The 21,689-nt window shown below is 73.1% G+C and carries 17 protein-coding genes; 6 read left to right on the forward strand and 11 right to left on the reverse strand.

Annotated elements, in window-relative coordinates; genetic code table 11:
• Positions 1 to 15: 15 nt before the first annotated feature.
• The 6 genes from KGS77_RS06105 to KGS77_RS06130 all read right to left on the reverse strand — a co-directional run bounded on the left by KGS77_RS06105 (position 16) and on the right by KGS77_RS06130 (position 8,813).
• A complete protein-coding gene (locus tag KGS77_RS06105; protein WP_242579242.1) occupies positions 16 to 966 on the reverse strand; it encodes an LD-carboxypeptidase in 951 nt (316 codons plus the stop codon).
• Positions 963 to 2,963, reverse strand: a complete 2,001-nt coding sequence (locus KGS77_RS06110) for a prolyl oligopeptidase family serine peptidase (RefSeq protein WP_242579244.1) — start codon at positions 2,961 to 2,963, stop codon at positions 963 to 965. The genes KGS77_RS06105 and KGS77_RS06110 overlap by 4 nt, the downstream gene beginning before the upstream one ends.
• A gap of 13 nt (positions 2,964 to 2,976) precedes the next feature.
• Positions 2,977 to 4,392, reverse strand: a complete 1,416-nt coding sequence (locus tag KGS77_RS06115) for a M20/M25/M40 family metallo-hydrolase (protein ID WP_242579246.1) — start codon at positions 4,390 to 4,392, stop codon at positions 2,977 to 2,979.
• A complete protein-coding gene (locus tag KGS77_RS06120) occupies positions 4,385 to 5,218 on the reverse strand; it encodes a M55 family metallopeptidase (protein ID WP_242587316.1) in 834 nt (277 codons plus the stop codon). The genes KGS77_RS06115 and KGS77_RS06120 overlap by 8 nt, the downstream gene beginning before the upstream one ends.
• Positions 5,219 to 5,544: 326 nt before the next feature.
• Positions 5,545 to 6,267: a class I SAM-dependent methyltransferase gene (locus tag KGS77_RS06125; protein ID WP_242579248.1), complete on the reverse strand. Its 723-nt coding sequence runs from the start codon at positions 6,265 to 6,267 to the stop codon at positions 5,545 to 5,547.
• Positions 6,268 to 6,320: 53 nt separating this feature from the next.
• Entirely contained in the window at positions 6,321 to 8,813 is a 2,493-nt protein-coding gene (locus tag KGS77_RS06130; protein WP_242579254.1) for a SpoIIE family protein phosphatase, read from the reverse strand.
• Positions 8,814 to 9,362: 549 nt separating this feature from the next.
• Here KGS77_RS06130 and KGS77_RS06135 point away from each other — a divergent pair.
• Complete coding sequence (locus tag KGS77_RS06135; protein WP_242579256.1) at positions 9,363 to 10,262, forward strand: helix-turn-helix domain-containing protein; 900 nt, start codon at positions 9,363 to 9,365, stop codon at positions 10,260 to 10,262.
• A gap of 85 nt (positions 10,263 to 10,347) precedes the next feature.
• A complete protein-coding gene (locus KGS77_RS06140; RefSeq protein WP_242579257.1) occupies positions 10,348 to 11,349 on the forward strand; it encodes a carbohydrate-binding protein in 1,002 nt (333 codons plus the stop codon).
• Between the two features lie 132 nt (positions 11,350 to 11,481).
• Here KGS77_RS06140 and KGS77_RS06145 read toward each other — a convergent pair whose 3' ends face one another.
• A complete protein-coding gene (locus KGS77_RS06145) occupies positions 11,482 to 13,944 on the reverse strand; it encodes an MFS transporter (RefSeq protein WP_242587317.1) in 2,463 nt (820 codons plus the stop codon).
• 360 nt (positions 13,945 to 14,304) lie between these two features.
• Entirely contained in the window at positions 14,305 to 14,760 is a 456-nt protein-coding gene (locus KGS77_RS06150; RefSeq protein ID WP_242579258.1) for an SRPBCC family protein, read from the reverse strand.
• Between the two features lie 418 nt (positions 14,761 to 15,178).
• Here KGS77_RS06150 and KGS77_RS06155 point away from each other — a divergent pair, with 418 nt between their 5' ends.
• Positions 15,179 to 15,589 carry a RidA family protein gene (locus KGS77_RS06155; RefSeq protein WP_242579259.1) on the forward strand — a complete coding sequence of 137 codons (411 nt, stop codon included), beginning with the start codon at positions 15,179 to 15,181 and terminating at the stop codon, positions 15,587 to 15,589.
• Here KGS77_RS06155 and KGS77_RS06160 read toward each other — a convergent pair.
• A complete protein-coding gene (locus KGS77_RS06160) occupies positions 15,546 to 16,004 on the reverse strand; it encodes a MerR family transcriptional regulator (protein WP_242579260.1) in 459 nt (152 codons plus the stop codon). The two genes, KGS77_RS06155 and KGS77_RS06160, sit on opposite strands and share 44 nt — an antisense overlap.
• 64 nt (positions 16,005 to 16,068) lie before the next feature.
• Entirely contained in the window at positions 16,069 to 16,842 is a 774-nt protein-coding gene (locus KGS77_RS06165; RefSeq protein ID WP_242579261.1) for an SDR family oxidoreductase, read from the reverse strand.
• A 58-nt stretch (positions 16,843 to 16,900) separates the two neighbouring features.
• On the opposite strand from KGS77_RS06165, the gene KGS77_RS06170 reads away from it, so the two are divergent.
• Positions 16,901 to 17,533 (forward strand): GNAT family N-acetyltransferase, encoded by a 633-nt coding sequence (locus KGS77_RS06170; RefSeq protein WP_242579263.1) that lies wholly within the window; start codon positions 16,901 to 16,903, stop codon positions 17,531 to 17,533.
• 51 nt (positions 17,534 to 17,584) lie between these two features.
• Here KGS77_RS06170 and KGS77_RS06175 read toward each other — a convergent pair whose 3' ends face one another.
• Positions 17,585 to 18,208: a HEAT repeat domain-containing protein gene (locus KGS77_RS06175; RefSeq protein WP_242579264.1), complete on the reverse strand. Its 624-nt coding sequence runs from the start codon at positions 18,206 to 18,208 to the stop codon at positions 17,585 to 17,587.
• A 365-nt stretch (positions 18,209 to 18,573) separates the two neighbouring features.
• Here KGS77_RS06175 and KGS77_RS06180 point away from each other — a divergent pair, with 365 nt between their 5' ends.
• Both KGS77_RS06180 and KGS77_RS06185 read left to right on the forward strand, forming a co-directional pair.
• A complete protein-coding gene (locus tag KGS77_RS06180) occupies positions 18,574 to 20,430 on the forward strand; it encodes a 3-hydroxybutyryl-CoA dehydrogenase (protein WP_242579265.1) in 1,857 nt (618 codons plus the stop codon).
• A gap of 157 nt (positions 20,431 to 20,587) precedes the next feature.
• Positions 20,588 to 21,427: a TetR family transcriptional regulator gene (locus KGS77_RS06185; RefSeq protein ID WP_242579266.1), complete on the forward strand. Its 840-nt coding sequence runs from the start codon at positions 20,588 to 20,590 to the stop codon at positions 21,425 to 21,427.
• Positions 21,428 to 21,689: the final 262 nt, after the last annotated feature.

Raw genomic sequence — 21,689 nt, forward strand, 5'->3', positions numbered from 1 at the left:
GGGCGGATCAGGCTCTCAAGGGGCCGGGCACAGCGCCGGTACGTCGTAGGTCAGCGTGCCGGCGTCGGCGTCCAGCACCGCGGGGAGGCCGAGAGGGAGCGTCAGCGAGGAGTCGCCGTGGCCGAAGCCGAACTCCTCGACCACGGGGACCCCGAGCCCGCCCAGCCGGTCCAGCAGCACCGCCCGTACGGCCTCGTACGGGCCGCAGCCGGCCCAGGACCCCAGGACGATCCCGGCGACGCCGTCCAGGTGGCCGCAGCGCAGCAACTGGGTGAGCGAGCGGTCCAGGCGGTACGGCGGCTCGCCCACGTCCTCCAGCAGGAGGATGCCGCCGGCGGCGTCGGGCCGGGCGTGCGGGGTGCCCAGGTCGGAGGCGAGCAGGGTAAGGCAGCCGCCGAGGGTGACGCCGGCCGCCCGCCCCGGTATCAGGGTCCGGGCAGTCGGCGGCGCCAGGGCGCGGACGGATTCGGGGGCGAAGAGCGTACGGCGCAGGTGCTCGCGGGTCGGCTCGTCCTTGAGGAAGACCTCTCCGGCGACGGCCGGGCCGTGCAGGGTGGCCACGCCCGCGCGGACCGCGAGCGCCTCGTGCAGCACCGTGATGTCGCTGAAGCCGACCAACGGCTTGGGGACGGCCCGGCGGATGGCGTCCCAGTCCAGCAGGTCGACCATGCGCTGTGCCCCGTAGCCGCCGCGCGCGGCGAAGACCGCGGCGATCTCCGGGTCGCACCACGCCTCCTGGAAGTCGCGGGCGCGCTCCTGGTCGGTTGCGGCCAGATGCCCGAGTGCGGGGTGTACGCCCCGTACGTGGGGCGCCGGGACGGGGTCGAGGTCCCAGCCGCGCAGCAGGTCCAGTCCGGCGTCCAGCCGCTCCGGCGCGATCGGGCCGCTCGGCGCCAGGACGCTCACCCGGTCGCCGGCCACCAGCCGCCGGGGCCGCAGGGCGTGGGCCCCGGCACGTACGGTCATTTGCTCAGCTCCAGGGTGGGGACGTCCGTCCGGGGGACTCCGAATGTCTGTGCGTACAGGGACAGCTCGGCCTCGACGGCGCGCACGATGGTCTCCGCGCGGCGGAAGCCGTGCCCCTCGCCCTCGAAGGCCAGGTAGGCGTGGGGTATGCCGCGCCCGGCGACCTCCGCGAGGAACCGCTCGCTCTGTGCGGGCGGGCAGACCACGTCCGCAAGGCCCTGGAGGAGCAGGAAGGGCGCGGTGATGCGGTCGGCGTGGTGCAGCGGAGAGCGGTCGCGGTAGCGGTCGGGCACCTCGGCCACCGGGCCGACCAGCGACTCCAGGTACCGCGACTCGAAGTCGTGGGTGCCATCGCTCACCCAGCCGAGCAGGTCCAGGACCGGGTAGCTGATGGTGCCGCAGGCGTACAGGCCGGTGGTGGTCAGGGACGCCGCGGTGGTCCAGCCGCCCGCGCTGCCGCCGCGGATCGCCAGCCGGGTGCGGTCGGCGGTGCCCTCGTCCGCCAGCGCCTCGGCCACCGCCGCGCAGTCCTCGACGTCCACCACGCCCCACTGCTCGCGCAGCCGCTCGCGGTAGTGGCGGCCGTAGCCGGTGGAGCCGCCGTAGTTGACGGCGGCCACGCCGATGCCGCGCGAGGTGAAGTAGGCGATCTCCAGGTCCAGGACGAGCGGCGCGTAACTGGTGGGGCCGCCGTGTGCCCATACCACGTACGGGGGCAGTTCGCCGTCCGGGGCGGCGTGGTCGGGGTTGTGCGGCGGGTAGATGTGGGCGTGGATGTCCCGGCTGTCGGGGCCGGTGAAGGTACGGATCTGCGGCTCGGGGTAGTACGCGGGGTCCAGCGCGTCGATGTGCCGGGCGGCGATCACCCGGGCGCGGCCCGTACAGGTGTCCAGCTCGACGATCTCGAAGGAGCTGCGGGGGCTGGCGGCCACACCGACGACGCGGCTGCCCTGTACGGCCAGGTTGGGCGCCCATTCCGTCCAGGGGCCGGCCGCGTCCACCAGTTCGCCGGTGACCGGGTCGAGGATGCCCAGCGAGGTGGCGCCGCGGCCGTGGATCACCGCGATCGTCCCGTTCTCCAGCGGCAGGAACCAGCGCTGCCCGATCTTCCACAGCGGCCCGCCGAACTCCTCCTCGCGGCCCCGGCACAGGCCCGTGCCCACCGCCGCGCCGTCGCCGGCCGCGCCCGGGGCGATGCGGTGCAGCTCCCACCAGCCGCTGATGTCGGAGACGTACAGCAGCGTCCCGTCGGCGGCCCATTCGATCTGTGCCACGGATTCCTGGTCGCCCCCGACCAGCGGCCGGACGGCGGTGAACGCGCCGTCCGCGGTGATGTCGGCGAGCATCACGACCGTGCCGTCCCACGGCATCCGCGGGTGGTCCCAGGCGATCCAGGCGGCCTGCCGCCCGTCCGGGGAGATACGCGGCCCGGTGACGAAGCGGTGCCCGTCCCCGCTCAGTTCCCGTACGGCGGACCGGTCCCCGGCGGCGGAGCCGTCCAGGGGGACGGCGGCCACCACCCTGCGCAGATCGGTGGGAGCGGGGCCGGTGAACTCCTCCAGGACGCACCACACCTCGCCGCGGTCCAGCCGCAGCACCGGGTCGGCCCAGCGCAGACCGAGGCCCACGGGTGAGAGCGGGGTCAGCGGCCGGGGCGGGGCGCCGGCGTCCGGCTCGTACGCGTACAGCCGCTGGTCGGCGAAGTCGCTGAAGACGATCAGCGGCCGGCCGTCGTCGGTGAGCGCTCCGGCCCAGGGCTGGCCGCCGTACTCGATGACCCGGGTGCGGACGTTCCACGGGGCGGGCAGCACCGATTCCTCGGCGCCGTCGGGCCGGCGCCGGATCAGCGCGCGCCGGCCGCCCTCGGCGGGGCGCGGCTCGGTCCACCACACCTCGTCGCCGACCGCTCCCACGTACTCGGGGCGGCCGTCGTGGACGGCGACCAGCCGGGCGTCTATCGGGGACTGCCAGGCTCCGTAGGGGGCCGTGGTCACCATGTGGTGCTCCTCCTTACGCGTGGGACCGCCCAGCCTTTCGTACGTACTGCGGCTGTTCAACCCGCCCGACACCACCGGCCACCGCCGGCCCGTCCGCGCGGCCCGTCAGGAAGTGGTCCAGCACCCGGACGCCGAAGTGCAGGGCCTCCACCGGAACCCGCTCGTCCACGCCGTGGAACAGCGCCTGGTAGTTGAAGCCTTCGGGGAGCCGCAGCGGTGAGAAGCCGTAGCCGGTGATGCCCAGGCGGGCGAACTGCTTGGCGTCCGTGCCCCCGGACATGCAGTACGGGACCACATGGCCGTCCGGGTCGAAGCGTTCGAGCGCCGCCCGCATCGCCGCGTAGACCGGCCCGTCGACCGGTGCCTGCAGGGCGGATTCGCCGTGGTGGTAGTCCCAGGAGACATCCGGCCCGGTGAGGTGGTCCATGGTCCGGCGGAACTCGGCCTCGCCGCCGGGCACCACCCGCCCGTCCACATAGGCGACGGCGTTCCCCGGGATGACGTTGACCTTGTAACCGGCTTCCAGCATCGTCGGGTTGGCGCTGTTGCGCACCGTCGGCTCGACCAGGGCCGCGGAGGGCCCCAGTTTGCTCAGCAGGACGTCCACGTCGAAGTCCGGCGCGTCCAGGTCCGTCTCGATGGCGTGCAGCGCGGCGAGTTCCCTCAGCGCGGCCCGTACGGTCGGGGTGAGCCGGGCCGGCCAGCGGTACTCCCCGATGCGGGCCACCGCCGCGGCCAGCCGGCTGACCGCGTTGGAACGGTTGACCTTGGAGCCGTGTCCGGCCCTGCCCTGGGCGGTCAGTTTGAGCCAGGCCGTGCCGCGCTCCCCCGCCCCGATCGGGTACAGCCGCATCCCGCCGCCCGCGTGGAAGGTGAAGGCGCCCGATTCGCTGATGCCTTCCGTGCAGCCCTCGAAGAGGCCGGGGTGGTGATCGGCGAGGAAACCGGCGCCGTCGACGGCGCTGGCCTCCTCATCGGCGGTGAAGGCCAGGACGATGTCGCGCCGTGGCCGTACGCCCGAGCGGGCCCACCGCCGCACGACCGCCAGCACCATCGCGTCCATGTTCTTCATGTCGATCGCGCCGCGGCCCCACACCACCCCGTCCCGGACCTCCCCGGAGAAGGGGTGCACGCTCCAGTCGGCGGGCTCGGCGGGCACCACGTCCAGATGCCCGTGGACCAGCAGGGCGGGTGCCCCGGGGTCGGTGCCCTCGATGCGCGCGACGACGTTCGTACGGCCCGGGGTGCGCTCCAGCAGCGTCGGCTCGATGCCCGCGTCGGCAAGTTGCCGTGCGACGTACTCGGCCGCCGGGCGCTCCCGGCACTCCCCTCCCCCGCGGTTGGTGGTGTCGATGCGGATCAGGTCGGACGTCAGGCGCACGACCTCCATCAGGGCCTGCTCGTCGACCCCGTCGGCGTGGTCAGCCATATTGTTCCTCCACCGCCGAGGAGACGACGGTCGTGACGGCCTTGAAACAGCGGATGCCTTCGTACATGTCCGGACTGGTGTACGCCACTTTGCGTTCGCCCGTGCGCTCCACACCCGGCACGCAGGTCGCCGCGCCCACCAGGTGCTCGGCGTCGAACTCCATCTCTATGGTGACCGGGCCGCGCCGTACGGGTTCGTGGCGCACGGCCGACGCCGCCGCTTCGCGCGCCGCTTGCCTGATGTCCGCGGCCGTCCGGGCCGGCGGCCGGCAGACCGCCGCGTACCGCGACACGTAGTCCTTGACGGCGACGGTCCGCGCCCGGGCGGCGTACCCCTTCGCGTCCTCGCACGTCCGGTCGTCACCGGTCACCAGCACCACGGGCACACCATATTCGGCCACCACCAGGGAGTTGAGGTATCCCTCGCTGGCGCGCGTGCCGTCCACCCAGACGCCGGTGAGGGTGTTGGCGAGGTAGGTGTGGGCCAGTACGCCTTCCGTACCGGCGCCGGTGTGATAACCGACGAAGGCGATGCCGTCCACGTCGCCGTGCTGGACGCCTTCGACCATGCTCAGTGACTTGTGCCGCCCGGTGAGCATCCGCGCCCGCTCGTCGAGCTGTTCCAGCAGGAGGTTGCGCATCGACCAGTGCGCCTCGTTGACGAGCACCTCATCGGCCCCGCCGTCGAAGAACCCGGTGATCGCGGCGTTGACGTCCGAGGTGAACATATGCCGGCACCGCTCCCACTGCGGCGTGCCCGGCAGTACGTCGGCGGGCCAGGTCACGCCCGTGGCCCCCTCCATGTCCGCGGAGATGAGGATCTTCACTGGCACCAGTCCCAACACAGCTAGGAGGCATGCGCCCGAAGCCGGCACCGCGGTCACGGCGCCGCCCCGGAAACGCCGGGCACGCTCCCCGCCCCGTTCCCCTGGCGGCGGAGATCTTCATGCCTCGTCACGGTACGCGTCGGCGCAGACCCGTACCAGGGCTGTGGATAACTGCCGGACGGGCTTGCGCCGGCGCCCCGACCGGTTATGGAGCGCTCCCCGAGCCACCGCCCGCGGGCCCCGTGGGACCACCGCCCGCAGCCCGCCGTGCCACCGTCCGCAGCATCACCAGCCGCCGGGCCGGCCGCACCGCCCGGCATCCGCCGTCAGCCGGCCGGCTCCGCCACCAGCCAGTTCGTCGGGATCTCGATCCGCGTGCCGTCCGGCCGGTACTCGGTGGTCATCAGCGGCAGTTGGCCGCCTCCGACCATCCGCAGCCCGTACGCGGCCAGCAGTTCGGGAATCACCGAGTCGGCCATCTCGGCGGGTGCGATGCCGTGCTCGAAGATCGCCTGCAGCTTGGCCGGCGGCCCGCCCGGGCTGTGCGCCAGCGCCATCATGACCTCCTTGGAGGCTTCGGCCGGCTCCACCGCGAAGATCCGGCCACGGCGCCCCAGCAGCCGGGCGATGTTCTCCACCACCCGCGCGCGGTCGGCGGTTTCGCACTGGTGCAGTACGCCCCGCATGTAGATGTTTGCGTCGCCCAGTTCGTCGTGCAGGGCACCGATCGCCTCCGGGTCCGCGGCGTCGAGCCGGCGGAATTCGGCCACGCCCGCGGGGTCGTCCGCCCGCGCGTGGCCGATCGCCGCCGCCGACAGGTCGATGCCGATCGCGCGGCCGTACCGGGATGCCAGGAAGCGCGTCTGCGTCCCGTTGCCGCAGCCCAGGTCCACCACCGGCAGCGCGGAATCGAAATGCGCCTCGAAAAGCGGCAGATGGATCTCGGCGGTCAGTGACGGATCGGAGTCCCAGAAGACCTCGCCCTCGCCTGCCGGCGCGTCGCGCCAGAAATCTTCCCACGCCCGCAGATAGTGGCTCGATGCGCTCATGGCCAATTGCTACTGCTGCCGGGCGGCCCCCCGCAAGAGCGACGACACCTCTTTCACGCGATGTTCGAGCCCCGCGTACGCCCGGTCCGCGGCAGGGCCTGTTCGAACCAGACCGTCTTCCCGGAGGCCGTACGGCTGGTCCCCCATTCGCGGGCCAGCCGGCTGACCACCCGCAGCCCCCGCCCGAACTCGTCCTCGTCGGCCGCGTCCAGCAACTGCGGCAGCGCGTGGTCGTCGTCGGAGACCTCGCACAGCAGCGCCTGGGTCCGCACCAGCCGCAGCACCACATGATGGGTGTGCGCATGCCGCACCGCGTTGGTGACGATCTCGCTGACCAGCAGCTCGGCCGTCTCGGACGCCGCCCGCAGGCCCCAGTGCGCGAGCTGGTCGTGCACCAGCCGCCGGGCCCGGCCCACTTCCCGGGCCTCTATCGCCAGCCGCCATTCGGCGACGTCCTGCGGCGCGATCCCGTTGAGCCGCGCCATCAGCAGCGCCACGTCGTCCTTCCGGCCGCCGCGCACGTTCAGCGCCCGGATGATCGCGTCACAGGCGTCGTCCATGGAGGCCGCCGGATGGGCCGCGGACTCCGCGAGCGCCGCCAGCCCCACCCCGATGTCCTCGCCGCGCACCTCCACCAGGCCGTCCGTGCACAGCACGAGCCGGTCGCCCGCTTCGACCGGCAGGGTGACGGCCTCGAAGGGCACCCCGCCCACCCCGATGGGCGCGCCGGTCGGCAGCTCCAGCAGCTCGCTGCGGCCGTCCGCGGCCCGTACGAGAACCGGCGGGATGTGCCCGGCGTTGGCGATCGTCAGCTCCTGCCCGATCGGGTCGTACACGGCGTACAGACACGTCGCCAGGTAGGTGTCGCCCAGGCGCTGCGCCAGGTCGTCCAGGCTGCGCAGCAGTTGCGCGGGGTTCATGTCGATGGCCGCCATGGTCTGGACGGCCGTACGCAACTGGCCCATCATCGCGGCGGAATTCAGGCCGTGCCCCATCACGTCGCCCACGACCAGCGCGGTCCGGGAGCCCGGCAGCTTGATGGTGTCGAACCAGTCGCCGCCGACCCGCCCCAGGCGGGTGCCCGGCAGATAGCGGGTGGCGGTGTCGCAGCCGGCCATCTGCGGGGCGATGTGCGGCAGCATGCTGTCCTGGAGCGTCTCGGCGACGTTCTCCTGGTAGGTGTACATGCGGGCGTTGTCCAGGACCAGACCGGCCCGGGCGGCCAGTTCCGCGCCCGTGACCCGGTCCATGTCGTTGAATTCCGCACGCTCCGGGTGGCGCAGCAGGATCATGAAGCCCAGGACGACGTTGCGCGCCTTGAGGGGCACGACCAGTAAGGACCGCCCGTTGATGAGCGGGCTGATGTCGCGCTTCTCGAACTGCGCGGCGATCGCGTTGCCCATCTGCTCGCTGATCCGCGGCACCAGCACCGGCTGACCGGTGGTCATGCACTGGAAGAACGGCGTGTGGACGGGGAAGGGCATCGACTCGCCGACCGGCACGACGTCGTCCCACCGCCCCGGCTCGTCGTTGTGCTCCACCGCGACGCGGTGCCACATCGTCGTCGCGTCCGGCGGCCCGTCGGGGAACCCCTCGCCCGCGATGACCTGCTCTCTCAGGTACGTGCCGGCCACGTCCGTGAAGCGCGGTACGACGGCCTCGCTGACCTCCTGGATCGTACGGGAGAGGTCCAGCGAGGAGCCGATCCGCCCGCTGACCTCGTTGAGGAACTCCAGCCGCTCGCGGACGGCGGCGTACTCCAGGTCCGACTCCAGTTCGGCCACGGCCGCGGCGGCGGCCCGCGGGTCGGTGTCCGCCGCGCGGGCGGCCCGCAGCAGCCGCGTACGCCGCTCCACCCGCCGGGGCACGCCCCAGTCCGGCGTGACCGGGAAGCGCTCCTGCTGGCTTATCTCCAGTACGGGATAGCCCAGTTCCAGCACCTGGGAGACGATCCGGGCGCTCTCCTGGGGGCTCATGCTCGGCAGTATCTGCGGGAGCTGACGAGCCAGTTCCGCCGAGCCGGGGAAGTCGGTGTGCAGGGCGAACCCGGGCGCGAACCGCTCGCGGTCCTCCCCGTCCTCCGCGCTCTCGCCGTGCAACTGGTCGGCGTCCGCGGCCAGCACGAGCATCCGCTCGGCACCCGGCCCCACCAGGGGATAGGCCCACCACAGGATGTCGACCGTACCGCGCGCCACATCGGCCATCCGTGCCCGCCCGGCGGTGGGATAGGAGGTCTCCCCGCCCAACGACGCCTCCAGATCGGGGCCGCGGCCCTCGACGGGTCCCTCCGCACGCGTGCCCCAGCCCCACTCCTCCTCGGCCAGCGCACCCGACACGGGCATCAGATCGACGGCCGGCACCCCCACCGCCTCCTCGCGCGAGGGGCCGAAGAGCCGCCGGGCGCCGGTACTCCAGTGGGAGACCAGGCCGTCGGCGTCCACCACCACGACGGCGAGCGGAATCCGTCCGGGCACGGTGTCCCGAGGCGCGGGCACCTGCGGCACCGCGCCCACCCTGTCGTCGCCGTGCGACGGGCCACGCTCCATGGGCGGTTGCTCCTTCGTACACCGATCTTGCACCACCGATACCACGGTACGGCGACGACGGGACGCCGCGTGCGGCATTCGGGGAATAGGTGGTGCGCCCCGCGTGAAGGTGCTCCGCGGGCGGTCCGCCTGTTGCGGCACTCCCACATCACCCGTATGGCGGTGCGGGCGCGCCGACGGTCTCTTGCGGGCACTCGTATGGTGAGGACGTGCCGAGACGGACCGAAGTGCCGCGTCACTCAGGGCGTCCCGCCCTTTCCCGGCGTCCCCGGGGGCGCCCGAAGGGCTCGCCGGCCGAACGGCCTCCGGGCCGGCCGCTGGCCGGACCCGCGAGACCCGTGGGACCGGCGGGGCCGACCGGACCATCGGGGCCGGGTGGACCGGCGGGAGCGGCACGCCGTGCCGCGTAACGGGCGCGGCGCGGGGCCGGCACCGGACGTGTTCGTACCCCGCGGCGGCACCGATGAGGCGGGCAACCTCGCACCGGGGGACGGGGGGAGTGGGAGGGGCGCGAGCGCCAAGAGGTCCGAGAGGGCCGCCGTCGATGGAGTGGACGATCCGGTGCCGCTGCACCGCCTGGACGTTCCCGCGCCGCACGTCCTGTCCTTCGCCGTCGGCTCGTTCGACACGATCGGCCCGCTCTCGCGCGCGAGCTTCCCGCACCGGCACACCTTCTACGAGATCGTGTACGTCACCGGGGGCGAGGGCACCCACGTCATCGATCTCGCCCGCTGGCCCCTGTGCCCGCCGCACCTGTGCGTCATCGTGCCCGGTCAGGTCCACTACTGGGACGGCGTACGCGGTCTGTGCGGCCAGGTGGTCCTGTTCACCGAGGACTTCCTGGTGGCGCACCCGGCGGACCGGCACGCGCTGGCGACGCTCGCGGAGCGCCCGTGGCTGTGCCCGGGCCCGGCGGAGGCGGTACGGCTGTCGGCACTGATGGGCGAGATGGTACGGGAGTTCGCCGAGCGCGCCGAGGGACACGTGTCCGTACTTCAGGCGTATGCGCACATTCTCCTCACGTGTGCGCTGCGGCTGCCCGGCGCCCGCAGACCGCAGGTCCCCACCAGCCGGTCCGCTCTGGTGGCGCGGGAGTTCACCCGGCTGCTCGGGCGTCCGGCCGCGTTCGGCCGTACAGTGGGGTCCTACGCGGACGAACTGGGAGTTTCCCTCAGCTATTTGACCGAGGCCGTCAAGCGCGGCACCGGACGCACACCGGGCCAGATCATCCGGCACGCGCAGACGGTGGAGGCCAAGCGGCTGCTGACCGTCACACGGCTGACCGTGGCCCAGGTGGCGCGCCGGACGGGCTTCGGCGACCCCGCGTACTTCTGCCGCTTCTTCCGCCGTGAGACGGGGCTGAGCCCGGGTGATTTCCGCCGGAGGACCGGCGGAATTCACCACGACCCCGGTGGCGAGTCCATCGAAGACCGTGCGCGGCCCTCCTAACGTCGGGCAGCGCCGGCGCGAGGCAGGACGGTGGCCCCCGCGCCGGCCGCCAGGCAGGACCAGCCTCGCCCCCAAGGAGCACGCGATGGATCGCGAGCACGACCACCGGCCCGGGCACGCGGGAAGAAACCGGCCCCGGGCGGGGTCCGTCCCGAGGAGTACGCAGGGCAACACCCCGGAGCCCACCCAGGACGGCACCCCTGAGAACGCCCCACAGTCCGCCCCACAGCCCGGTCCGCAGCCCGGCTCACGGCCCGGTCCGCAGCCCGGTCCGCAGTCCGGTCCCAAGGCCGGGATCAGCCGCAAGAACCTGCTCAAGGTGGCCGTCGCCGCCGTACCGCTGCCGATGCTGTTCGGCGGTGTCGCGCTGGCCCGTGACACGCGGGCCACCGACCGTCCGCTCGTCCCCACGCCCTACTGCGACGACGGGGACGACCCCACCCCGCCGCAGATCGAGGGCCCGTACTTCAAGCCGGACTCGCCGCTGCGCGCCTCTCTCATAGAGCCCGGTACGCAAGGCGTCCGGCTGACGGTGAGCGGCTATGTGTTCGGGCTGACCTGCCGGCCCATACCCCACGCCCTACTGGACTTCTGGCAGGCGGACGCGGACGGCGCGTACGACAACACGGGGTTCCGTCTGCGCGGACACCAATTCACCGACGCGCGCGGGGCCTTCCGCCTCACCACGATCGTGCCGGGGCTGTACCCGGGCCGTACGCGGCATCTGCACGTCAAGGTGCAGGCGCCGAACGAGCCGGTGCTCACCACTCAGTTGTACTTCCCGGGCGAGCCGCGCAACACCACGGACCCGCTCTTCAACTCCGCGCTGCTGATGAACGTACGGCCGGCCGGCCCCGCCAGGGAAGCCACCTTCGACTTCGTCCTGCGGGTCGATCAGCGGCCCGGCCCCACCCCGACGCCCACCGGCACGCCGACCGGGCCGGGGGACACCTGGGCGGCGGGCACCGATTACCGGCCGGGCGACCGGGTCACCTACGGCGGCGCTCCGTACGCGTGCCTCCAGGCGCACACCGCGCGCGCCGGGTGGGAGCCGCCGGCCGTCCCGGCGCTGTGGCAGCGCCTCTGAGAGGGCGTCCTGTCGCCATGCCCCCATCACCGGGGCGGACCGGCCCGCAAGGCACAGGGCGGATCGGCCCCCGGTACCGCAAGGCCGCCCGGCCCTCTCAGCCCTCTCAGTCTCTCAGTCCTCTCCGTCCTCTCAGTCCTCGTAGCCGAGCTGGAGGTCCCTTTCGGTACGGCCGCCACCGGCGATCTGGAGCACCGTGGCGACCGGCGGATAGCCGGAGGCGATGACGGTGTACTCGCCGGCCGAGAGGTCCACGAAGCGGAAGCGGCCGTCGGCCCCGGTCGTCGCGGTGTCCACGACGTTGCCCGCGGCGTCCAGGAGGGTGACCCGGGCGTCCTCCACCGTACGGCCGCCGGTGGCCCGTACGGTCCCGCGCAGTACCGCGCCGCCCGCCAGCTCGATGTCCTGGCGGGTCTCGCGGGACGCCTGGACCGTCACGGGCAGGGCGGCGGGCCTGAAGGCCGGGGCGCTGGAGGCGAGGGTGTACTCGCCGGCCACCAGCTCCGCGATGACATAGCCGCCCTCGCGCCCACTGCGGGTGGTCGCCACGACCTCGCCGCGGACGTCGGTGAGCGTGACGATCGCATCGCGCACCGGCGTGCCGTCCGCGGTGGTCACCGTCCCCGCCAGCCGGCCCGCGCCGCCCAGCACCACGTCCAGTTCGACCGGGCGCTCGCCGACCGTGACGCTGACCGCCTGCGGCTGGTGTCCGCCCGCGGACGCGATCAGTACGTAGGACCCGGTGCCGGGTGTGCTCAGCGCGTAGCGGCCGTCCTCGCCCGTCGCGCCACGGCCGATCTGCCGTCCGGTGACGTCGATCAGGGTGAGCGCGGCGCGCGGCACGATGGTCCCGTCGTGGTGCTGGACGGTGCCGCACACCGGGACTCCCGGGACGAGCCCGCCGTACGGCGCCCCGGGGGGGGGCACGGGCGGCCCGGCCTCGGGCGTGGTGCGGGCGTAGGGGACGCCGGGGTCCTGTGGAGGGGCGTACGCGGCGCCGGTGTCCGGCCGGCCGGCGTACGAAGGCTGCGGCACCTCGGCGGCCGGGGGGACCTGGTGGGGGGCGTGGGGGGCGTGGGACACCAGTGGTTTCTCTTTCAGGAAGACGGCGAGCACGAAGCCCAGGACGAGCACCGGCGCGAGGTGGAAGAACATGCGGGGCACGGCGTGCGCGTACGCCGCGGCGATGCCGTCCCGCAGGGCGGCGGGCAGCGCCTGGACCAGGCCCGCGGTGAGCGACTCGGGATGCGGCAGGCGGGTGGGGCCCGGCAGTTCACGGGTGAGCTGATCGCCCAGGCGGCGGGCGAAGAGCGTGCCGAAGGCCGCCGCGCAGGCACTGCCGCCGATCTGCCGGAGGTAGAGGTGGGCGCCGGTGACGGTGCCCACGTCGGCAGGGGCCACGGCGTTATGTACGGCCAGGACCAGGACGGGCAGCACACAGCCGATGGCGGCGCCGAGGATGCCCGTCCAGATGCTGAAGACCGGGCGGGGGGTGTCCGCGTCCAGGTGCGAGAGCAGCCACATCGCCACGGACGCCACCGCACAGCCCATGAGCGGGAAGACCGTGTAGCGGCCGGTACGGCTGACGAGCAGGCCGCACAGCAGGGAGGTGAGGGCGACGCCGCCCATCAGGGGCAGCATCAGGACGACGGTCCTGGTGACCGAGGAGCCGTCCACCATCTGGAAGAAGGCCGGCAGACAGGTGGCGGCGCCGAAGAACGCGACGCCGCTGACCGCGCCGAGGAGCGTGGTCACCACGAAGACCGGGTCGCGGAAGAGGCGGAGCGGGATCAGCGGTTCGGCCGCGAAGTACTCGGCGGTGACGAAGAGCATGCCGGTGCCCAGCGCCCCCGCGGCGAGCCCCAGCACGATCCGCGAGTCCCACGCGTACCGCAGCCCGCCCCAGTTGACCATCAGCACCACGAAGGTGGAGAACGCTCCGAGGAGCAGCGCGCCGGTCACGTCCAGGCCCGGACGGCCGGAGGGCCGGGGCCGTGGCGTGGTGAGCGCGAACAGGACGATCAGCAGCGCCGCCAGGCCGACGGGCAGGTTGGCGTAGAAGCACCAGCGCCAGGAGACGTGATCGGTGACCAGGGAGCCCAGCAGCGGCCCGGCCACCGCCATGCTCCCGAAGACCGCGGCGATCAGGCCCATGAAGCGACCGCGGGCGCGCGAGGGCACGAGGTCGGCGACGACGGCGTGGACACCGACCAGCAGGCCGCCGGCCCCGGCGCCCTGGACGGCCCGGAAGACGACCAGCTCGTCCATCGTGCCGGCCCGGCCGGCCAGCGCCGAACCGGTCAGGAAGACCAGGACCGCGAAGAGGAGTACGGGCTTGCGGCCGACGAGGTCGCCCAGTTTCCCGTAGACGGGCAGCAGGACGGTCGAGGCCAGGAGGTGGGCCGTCACCACCCAGGGCGCCCGGTCCGCGCCGCGCAGCTCGCCGACGATGCCGGGCAGCGCGGCGGCCACGGTCGTCTGGTCCAGTACGGCCAGCGCCGTCAGCAGGAGCAGGCCCAGGAAGACGATCCGTACGCGGCCGGGGCCCGGCGGCAGGGGATCGTCGGTGGCCGCCTCATGGGCGGCCGGTTCCACGGCCGGTCCAGGAGGCGGGTACAGGGCCGGATCGGGGGCGGGCGGCACCGCCCACCCGTCCTCCTCGTCCCGCTCCGTCAGGATGGACCCGCCCACGTACCGCTCCCCTCGTCCCGCCTGCGCCACCGCCCATTTCTCGCACCGGGCGACACAGCGATCAAGCGCCGCGAAAGGGGGCGCGCGGGGCGCGAAGGGCCCATAACTGGCGCCTTTACGCCCCCCGTTGGGCCCTCATCAGGGCTTTCTGTGCGGATACGGTACGGAAGGGACGCCGGCGGACGGTCCCGAAGACCACCCGAAACGGTGAGCGCACCTATACGGCCCTTCCCGGCACGGCCGATGCCGGCCGACGCCAGCCGGTTACGCCTTCTCCTGCTTCTCCGTCTCGGCGGCGAGGCGGGCGAGGATCTGGTCGTAGATCCGCCCCAGGCCCTTGGGGGCGAAGGTCCGCTCGAAGAAGCCGCCGACGCCGCCCGCGCCCTGCCAGGTCGTGGTGACGGTGACCAGCGCGCGGCCCTCGCCCGCCGGGGTGACCACCCAGGTGGTCACCATGGAGGAGGTGCGGTCCTTCTCCACGAGCTGCCCGTCGGTCGGCTCGTCGACCTCCATCAGGCAGTCCCGCACCCGCTTGCTCGTGGCCTGGAGCTTCCAGTGCACGAGGGTGCCCTTGCCGTCGCCGCCGGCCCGGACCTCGTACTCGCTGAAGTGCTCGGGAAGCAGCCGCCGGCGGACGCCGCTGTAGTCGGCGAGCGCGTCGAACACGTCCTCCGGATCCGCCGCGATCTCGCGCTGCGTCGTGGCCTCGACCTGCCCCATGCGTCTTCCTCCATCACTCGGCGGCCGGTCCTGTCCGTCCCGCCCGGTCCCGCCCGGCTCCTCGCGGTGCGCGCGGACCGGTGCTGTGGCGCTCAGCCAACCACTCCGGCGCTCGGCGCCCAAAATCCGGCGCGGCACGGAGCGGCTGCACCGGCCCCGGGCACCGGAAGGCGGTGGCCCCATGACATGGCCACCGGCCGCAGCGTGCCCGTCCCCCGGACCGATGACCCCGAAGCGTGGAAGCAACACCGGCCGTGGCGGCGGCCCGTCCCGAGCACGGTTTCGTGTGCCCGGGAGAGGGCCGTCACCGTCCCCCACGGCCCGCCGACGCTCGGCCCCGTACGATCTTCGTGAAACCGCTCAGTTGACGTCGCTGTGAACGGCCCGGCCCGCGCACGGCGCAGATGAGGAGTTGACCATGTCGTCTTCTTCGCTCAGCCATGTGACCGCTCCGGACGGTGTCGCCCCGGGGAACGGCTACAGCCATGTCGTCCACGGCACCGGGCGCTGTGTCGCCGTGTCCGGGCAGATGCCGCTGGACGCGCAGGGCGAACTGGTCGGCGCGGGGGACCCGCTCGCGCAGGCGCGGCAGGTCTTCACCAACATCGGCCGCTGTCTGACAGCCGCCGGGGCCGGCTTCGGGGACGTGGCGAAGCTGACGTATTACGTCACCGACATTGCCGTCATCCCGGCGCTGCGCACCGCCCGCGACGAGGTCATCGACACCGCACGCCCGCCGGCGAGCACCGCGGTCCAGGTGGCGGCGCTCGTCCGCCCGGACATTCTCATGGAGGTAGAGGCGCTCGCGATCGTGCCGGAGGGTGCCTGACCGCCGTACCTGCCATGACCGCCGTACCTGCCGTGACCGCCGTACCGGGTACGTCTGCCGTGTTCGCCGCGTCCGCCGTACGGAGGGCGCGGGCGAGCCGGTTCCTGGCCTCGGTCTGGGCGGCTATGCGTGCGTCGATGACGGCCAGTCGCTCACGGGCGATGCGCAGGCCCTGGGGCGACGGCGGGGCGGAGGTCATGTCGCCGTCCAGGCAGCCCGTGAAGCACGCCACGTCGGCGAGGGTGAGTCCGGACTCCAGGAGGTGGCGTATGTTGCGCACCCGTACGGCCGCGCGCTCGTCGTACAGCCGGTAGCCGTTGTCCGCCCGTTCCGAGCCGATCAGGCCCGCCCTCTCGTAATGCCGCAGGGCCCTGGGGGACGCCCCCGTCACCGCGGCCAGCTCGCCGATCCGCACCGGTCCTCACCTCCGGGACCGTTCTATCAGGCGGCACCGACAACGGCCCCGGCAGCGGTTCCGGTCAGGCGATCACCGCGCCGCCGTCCACGGGAAGGACCACCCCGGTCACGAAGGACGCTTCGGGAGAGGCGAGCTGCGCGACCGCCCAGGCGACTTCTTCGGGGCGGCCCACACGCCCCAGGGGCGTGTGGGCGATCTGCCACTGCCGTAGGGCCGTCAGCCGTTCCTGGTCATACCCGGCGTGCTCGCCGATCGGGGTGTCGACCGCGCCCGGCGCCACAGCCACCACGCGGATGCCGCGCGGCGCCAGTTCCACCGCCCAGCTCCGGGTCAGCAGCTCCAGGGCCGTCTTGGTCGCCGCGTAGAAGGAGTTGCCGGGCCAGGCCCGCTGCCCCACGGAGGTGGTGACGTTGACGATCACCCCGCCGCTGCCCTCCAGGGCGTCCAGGGCCGCCCTGGACAGCAGGACCGGGGCGAGGAGGTTGGTGTCGAGCTGCGGCACCATCCGCTCGCGGCCGAGCGTGGCCAGCGGCTCGCCGCGGGCGATCCCGGCGTTGTTGACCAGCACGTCCAGCCGTCCGTACCGGTGCGCCACGTGGCGGACGATCTCTTCCGGAGCCCCGTCGGCGGTGATGTCGGCGGCGTACGGCTCGATCGTCCCGTACCCGTCGGCGGTCTCGGCCAGCGGCCCGGGACGGCGCCCGACCGCGACCACCCGCGCGCCCTCTTCCGCGAACCGGCGCGCTGTCGCCCGCCCGATGCCCGTGCCCGCGCCGGTCACGATGACGACGCGGTCATGTTCCTGCTGTGGCCCTTGCGGCTGTTGCGTGTTCATGTGGCGCAGTGTGAAACGTTGTCGCCGGTGTCAGGGTCAAACACCTAGTGTCGCGCTCATGGTGGAGCGCTTACGGATACGGAACATGACGCAGGACGACATCGACGCGGTGGCGGACATCCGGGTGCGCGGCTGGCAGGCCGCCTACGTGGGGCTGGTACCGCAGGCGTACCTGGACGGGATGAGTGCCGCCGAGGAGGCCGCCCATCGGCGCGCGTTCTTCGCCGCGCCACCGCCCGGGGTGGTCGCTCTCGTGGCGGAGCGGGACGGCGAACTCGTCGGCTTCGCCGGCTTCGGGCCCGTCCATACCTCCGACGAGGACACGTCAGGGCCGCCGGCGTCCGCAGAAGAGCCGTACGAAGGAGGGTCGTCCGAAGGAGAGCTGTACACCCTCTACCTCCTGCCCGAGTGCATCGGTACGGGGGTCGGGCGCGCCCTGTTGGACGCCTGCCTGGAGGGGGCCGCGCGGAACGGTTTCCGCACACTGCGCCTGTGGGTGCTCAAGGGCAACGCGCATGCCCGGCGTTTCTATGAGAAGGCCGGTTTCCGGGCCGACGGGGCCGAGCAGACGTTCGAGGTGGCGGGCGTTGTCGTACCCGAGGTGCGCTACCGGCGCCCCCTCCCGACAACCGGAAACAGTACGGATGGCCCGGATGACCCGGATGACGCGGACGGCCTCAACGCCCCGTAGACCCCGTACACCCCTGACACCCCTGACACCCCCGACGGCCCCCGGCCCCACTCAGGGCGCCCGCTCCTCCGGCTCCTCCTGAACACCCAGGCGCGCCAGGGATGCTGCCGCCGCGGCGGCCAGGCGGGGGTGGTCGCGGGCCGCCGTGAGGACGGGCACCGCGCGCCGGTCCCCCAGCGCGCCCAGCCCCTCCACACAGGCCAGCGCCACCCGCCAGTAGGGGTTGTGCGGGGTGAGCAGCCGGTCCAGGGTGGCGATCAGGGCCGGTACGGACTCGGGGGCGCGCAGTTCGGCCAGCAGCCGTACGGGGTGCAGCGCGTAGGCCGTACGCAGCGGATTGGTGGCCAGCGCCGCGGCGGCGCGGGCGGTGCGCGGGTCGCCGAGGCGGCCCAGGGCGTGCGCGGCGGTGGCGCAGCGCACCGGGTCGCGGTAGTTCAGGAGCAGGACGAGCGTCTCGAAGGCCCGGCTGTCGCCCGCGCGGCCCAGGACGAATGCGGCGATCTCCCGGGCCCATAAGGGGCGCTCGTGAGCGGTGAGCACCCGGGCCAGTTCCTCGCGGCTGGCGGGGGTGTCCTTGCGGGCGAGCCCGAGCAGCCGCTCGTAGGCGACCAGGTCCTGTGGGGAGCGGAGTTCGGCACGCACCCGGTCGGTCAACTCATGGAACTCGTCTTCCATTTGCCGCTCCCCTCCGGCGGACCGCCACGGCAGTGTGACGTGGCCCGCGCCACAGCCTAATTCCCCGCGCCACCCCTGGCGCTCATGGTTACCGGCGAGTTAATGTGCTGGAACGAGCAGCACCCCAGCTCGGGCGGCCTGGTGACGCAGCCGCCGCGCAGTGAAGTCGGTTCGGCATCGAACACGGCGTTCCCCCGGCCGCCGCCGGGCGGGGCGTCCGGGCACGGCCCCGGGACAGGGCCCGCCACCTCTCACGCTCACCTCCCGCTCCCCGTACGCCTGTTGTGCGCAGGCCGGCGGACGCGGGCACTCCTCAGTCGTCACTTCTCCCCTGCTCCCAGGGGAACACCCTCTGGAGTCTCGCGATGGACCGTAAGTCCACCCCTGATCTCTCGACCTCCCTGTCCCCCGCCTCCCCCTCCGCCGCGTCCTCCCTTTCCCCGCCCGCGCTGTCCACGATCGCCGTCGTGGGCCTGGGCACGATGGGCACCGGTATCGCCGAGGTCCTCACCCGCGCCGGCCGCGAGGTCATCGGCATCGACATCGACGACGCGGCGGCTCTCAAGGCCGTCACCGCGCTGGACGCGGCCACCGCCCGCGCGGTGCGCCGCGGACGCATCAGCGAGCGCGAGCGGCAGGACGCGCTCGCCCGCTTCCGTACCTTCCGCGACCTCCAGGCCGCCGCCGACGCCGATCTCGTCATCGAGGTCGTGCCGGAGGACTACGAGCTCAAGCGCCAGGTGTTCGCCGCCCTGGACGGCATCGTGCGCCCGGGCACCATCTTGGCCACCGGCACCAACGCGCTGTCCGTGACCCGGCTGGCGGCCGACTCCCGCCGCCCCGAACGCGTCCTGGGTCTGCACTTCTTCAACCCGGCGCCCGCGATGAAGCTGGTCGAGGTGGTCTCCTCGGTGCTCACCGCGCCGACCGCCGTGGCGGCCGTCACCGCGCTCGCCCGCGAGCTGGGCAAGGACCCGATCGCGGTCGGCGACCGGCCCGGTTTCGTCGCCGACGGCCTGCTGTTCGGCTATCTCAACCAGGCCGCCGCGATGTACGAGTCGAAGTACGCCACCCGCGAGGACATCGACGCGGCCATGCGGCTCGGCTGCGGCCTGCCGATGGGGCCGCTGGCGCTGCTGGACCTGATCGGCGTGGACACCGCCCGTACGGTCCTGGAGGCGATGTACGCCGCCTCCCACGACCGGCTGCACGCGCCCGCGCCCGTCCTGGGCCAGCTCGCCGAGGCCGGGCTGACCGGCCGCAAGGCGGGCCGCGGCTTCTACACGTACGAGAGTCCCGGCAGCGCCACGGTCGTGCCGGACGACGCGACCCCCGCGGTCACCGGCGAGGTGCCCGCCGGCGCCCGCCCGGTGCGCAGCGTGGGCGTGGCCGGGTCGGGCACGATGGCCGGCGGCATCGCGGAGGTCTTCGCCAAGGCGGGTTTCCAGGTCGTGCTGGCCGCCCGCGGGCTGGAGAAGGCGGAGGCCGCCAAGGCCCGGATCGCCAAGTCCCTGGCCCGGTCGGTGGACAAGGGGCGGCTGACCGCCGAGGCCCGGGACGCGGCGCTGGCGGCCGTCACCCCGGCCGGCTCGCTGGAGTCCTTCGCCGAGGTGGACCTGGCGGTCGAGGCGGTCGCGGAGGACCTGGAGATCAAGCAGCAGCTCTTCGCCGCCCTGGACAAGGTGTGCAAGCCGGGCGCCGTCCTGGCCACGACCACCTCGTCGCTGCCCGTGGTGGCCTGTGCGCGGGCCACCGCGCGCCCCCAGGACGTCATCGGGATGCACTTCTTCAACCCGGCGCCGGCGATGAAGCTGGTGGAGGTCGTCCGTACGGTGCTGACCGCCGACGACGTCCACGCCACCGTGCGCGCGGTGTGCGCGAAGATCCGCAAGCACCCGGTCGACTGCGGCGACCGGGCCGGGTTCATCGTCAACGCCCTGCTGTTCCCGTACCTGAACAACGCGATCAAGATGGTGCAGGAGCACTACGCGTCGCTGGACGACATCGACGCCGCGATGAAACTGGGCGGCGGCTATCCCATGGGGCCGTTCGAACTGCTGGACGTCGTCGGGCTGGATGTGTCCCTGGCCATCGAGAAGGTGCTGCACGCCGAGTTCCGCGATCCGGGCCTGGCCCCGGCGCCGCTGCTGGAGCACCTGGTGGCCGCGGGCTGCCTCGGCCGCAAGACCGGCCGCGGCTTCCGTGAGTACGCCCGGCGCTGACGCCTGGGGCGACCCCCGGCCACCGGCCGGATCCGGGTGGGGCGGACTGCTGGAACCTTCCGGCGGCCCGCCCCCGGCCCCGGGAGCTTCCCCGGCCTGCGGGGGTCCCTCGGCACCTCATGCCACGGCCCGCAGGAATATGCAGTACCGTCCCCACATGTCCCAGCCCGCCCGTACGCAGTCCTCCGACGGCCAAGACGCCACCACCCCCGGCACCCGCCGCGCCGCCGCCCAACGGCTCAAGATGCGCCGTGAACTGGCCGCGGCGGCCATGGAGCTGTTCGCGGCCAAGGGCTACGAAGCGACCACGGTCGATGAGATCGCCGCAGCCGCCGGGGTCGCCCGCCGGACGTTCTTCCGGCACTTCCGCTCCAAGGAAGAGGCGATCTTCCCCGACCACGACGACACCCTCGTACGGGCCCAGGCCGTCCTGGAGGCCGCCCCCGCGCACGAGCACCCGCTCGACACGGTCTGCCGCGGCATCAAGGAGGTCATGCGGATGTACGCGGCCTCCCCGGCCGTGTCCGTGGCCCGCTACCGCCTGACCCGGGAGGTCCCCACGCTGCGCGAGGCGGAGATCGCCTCGGTGGCCCGCTACGAGCGGCTGTTCACCCGTTATCTGCTGGGCCACTTCGACGAGGGCGCCCACCGGGAGGGCGATGACGACCCGCTGCTGGCGGAGGTCGCGGCGTCCGCGGTGGTCACCGCGCACAACCACGTGCTGCGGCGCTGGCTGCGGGCGGGCGCCGAGGGGGATGTCGAAGCGCAGCTCGACCACGCCTTCGGGATCGTACGGGAGACCTTCGGCACCGGCATAGGCGCGGGCCGGTCGGTCAACGGCGCGGTGCCCGGCACCGGTGGCTCCGGCGGCGCCAGGAGCGTACGGCAGGGTGAGGTGCTGGTGACGGTGGCCCGTACGGACGCGCCGTTGGACGAAGTGATGCGCACGATCGAGCGGGCGCTGAAGAACGAGCGGAATCCACGCGAGAACCCCTGATACCGCGAGATCATCACGTTTCTGTAGTCATAACCCCACACAACGCGACGGCCGCCCCTCATTTGGGCGGCCGTCGTTGCTCATGCGTGCCACCCGGATGACATCTGAGAGAAATTCTTGGCACTCAGTGTCTTGTCGCCTGGCACGCGGTGTCATACCTTGAAGTCGTCCGGGCGGCCGGCGGGCGGTGCAACCCCACCCGCCGGCTGTCCCCGCAACCCTTTGCGGCTGCGCGCCCGGACGCCTGCGTCACAGGCACCTC

This window comes from Streptomyces sp. MST-110588 (genome assembly GCF_022695595.1).
Classification (GTDB): Bacteria; Actinomycetota; Actinomycetes; order Streptomycetales; family Streptomycetaceae; genus Streptomyces.

Excerpts from the sequence above, each read along its gene's own strand:
- KGS77_RS06105 (WP_242579242.1), bottom strand. The coding sequence starts at position 966 with ATGACCGTACGTGCCGGGGCCCACGCCCTGCGGCCCCGGCGGCTGGTG.
- KGS77_RS06110 (WP_242579244.1), bottom strand. The coding sequence starts at position 2,963 with ATGGTGACCACGGCCCCCTACGGAGCCTGGCAGTCCCCGATAGACGCC.
- KGS77_RS06115 (WP_242579246.1), bottom strand. The coding sequence starts at position 4,392 with ATGGCTGACCACGCCGACGGGGTCGACGAGCAGGCCCTGATGGAGGTC.
- KGS77_RS06125 (WP_242579248.1), bottom strand. The coding sequence starts at position 6,267 with ATGAGCGCATCGAGCCACTATCTGCGGGCGTGGGAAGATTTCTGGCGC.
- KGS77_RS06130 (WP_242579254.1), bottom strand. The coding sequence starts at position 8,813 with ATGGAGCGTGGCCCGTCGCACGGCGACGACAGGGTGGGCGCGGTGCCG.
- KGS77_RS06140 (WP_242579257.1), top strand. The coding sequence starts at position 10,348 with ATGGATCGCGAGCACGACCACCGGCCCGGGCACGCGGGAAGAAACCGG.
- KGS77_RS06150 (WP_242579258.1), bottom strand. The coding sequence starts at position 14,760 with ATGGGGCAGGTCGAGGCCACGACGCAGCGCGAGATCGCGGCGGATCCG.
- KGS77_RS06155 (WP_242579259.1), top strand. The coding sequence starts at position 15,179 with ATGTCGTCTTCTTCGCTCAGCCATGTGACCGCTCCGGACGGTGTCGCC.
- KGS77_RS06165 (WP_242579261.1), bottom strand. The coding sequence starts at position 16,842 with ATGAACACGCAACAGCCGCAAGGGCCACAGCAGGAACATGACCGCGTC.
- KGS77_RS06170 (WP_242579263.1), top strand. The coding sequence starts at position 16,901 with ATGGTGGAGCGCTTACGGATACGGAACATGACGCAGGACGACATCGAC.
- KGS77_RS06175 (WP_242579264.1), bottom strand. The coding sequence starts at position 18,208 with ATGGAAGACGAGTTCCATGAGTTGACCGACCGGGTGCGTGCCGAACTC.
- KGS77_RS06180 (WP_242579265.1), top strand. The coding sequence starts at position 18,574 with ATGGACCGTAAGTCCACCCCTGATCTCTCGACCTCCCTGTCCCCCGCC.
- KGS77_RS06185 (WP_242579266.1), top strand. The coding sequence starts at position 20,588 with ATGTCCCAGCCCGCCCGTACGCAGTCCTCCGACGGCCAAGACGCCACC.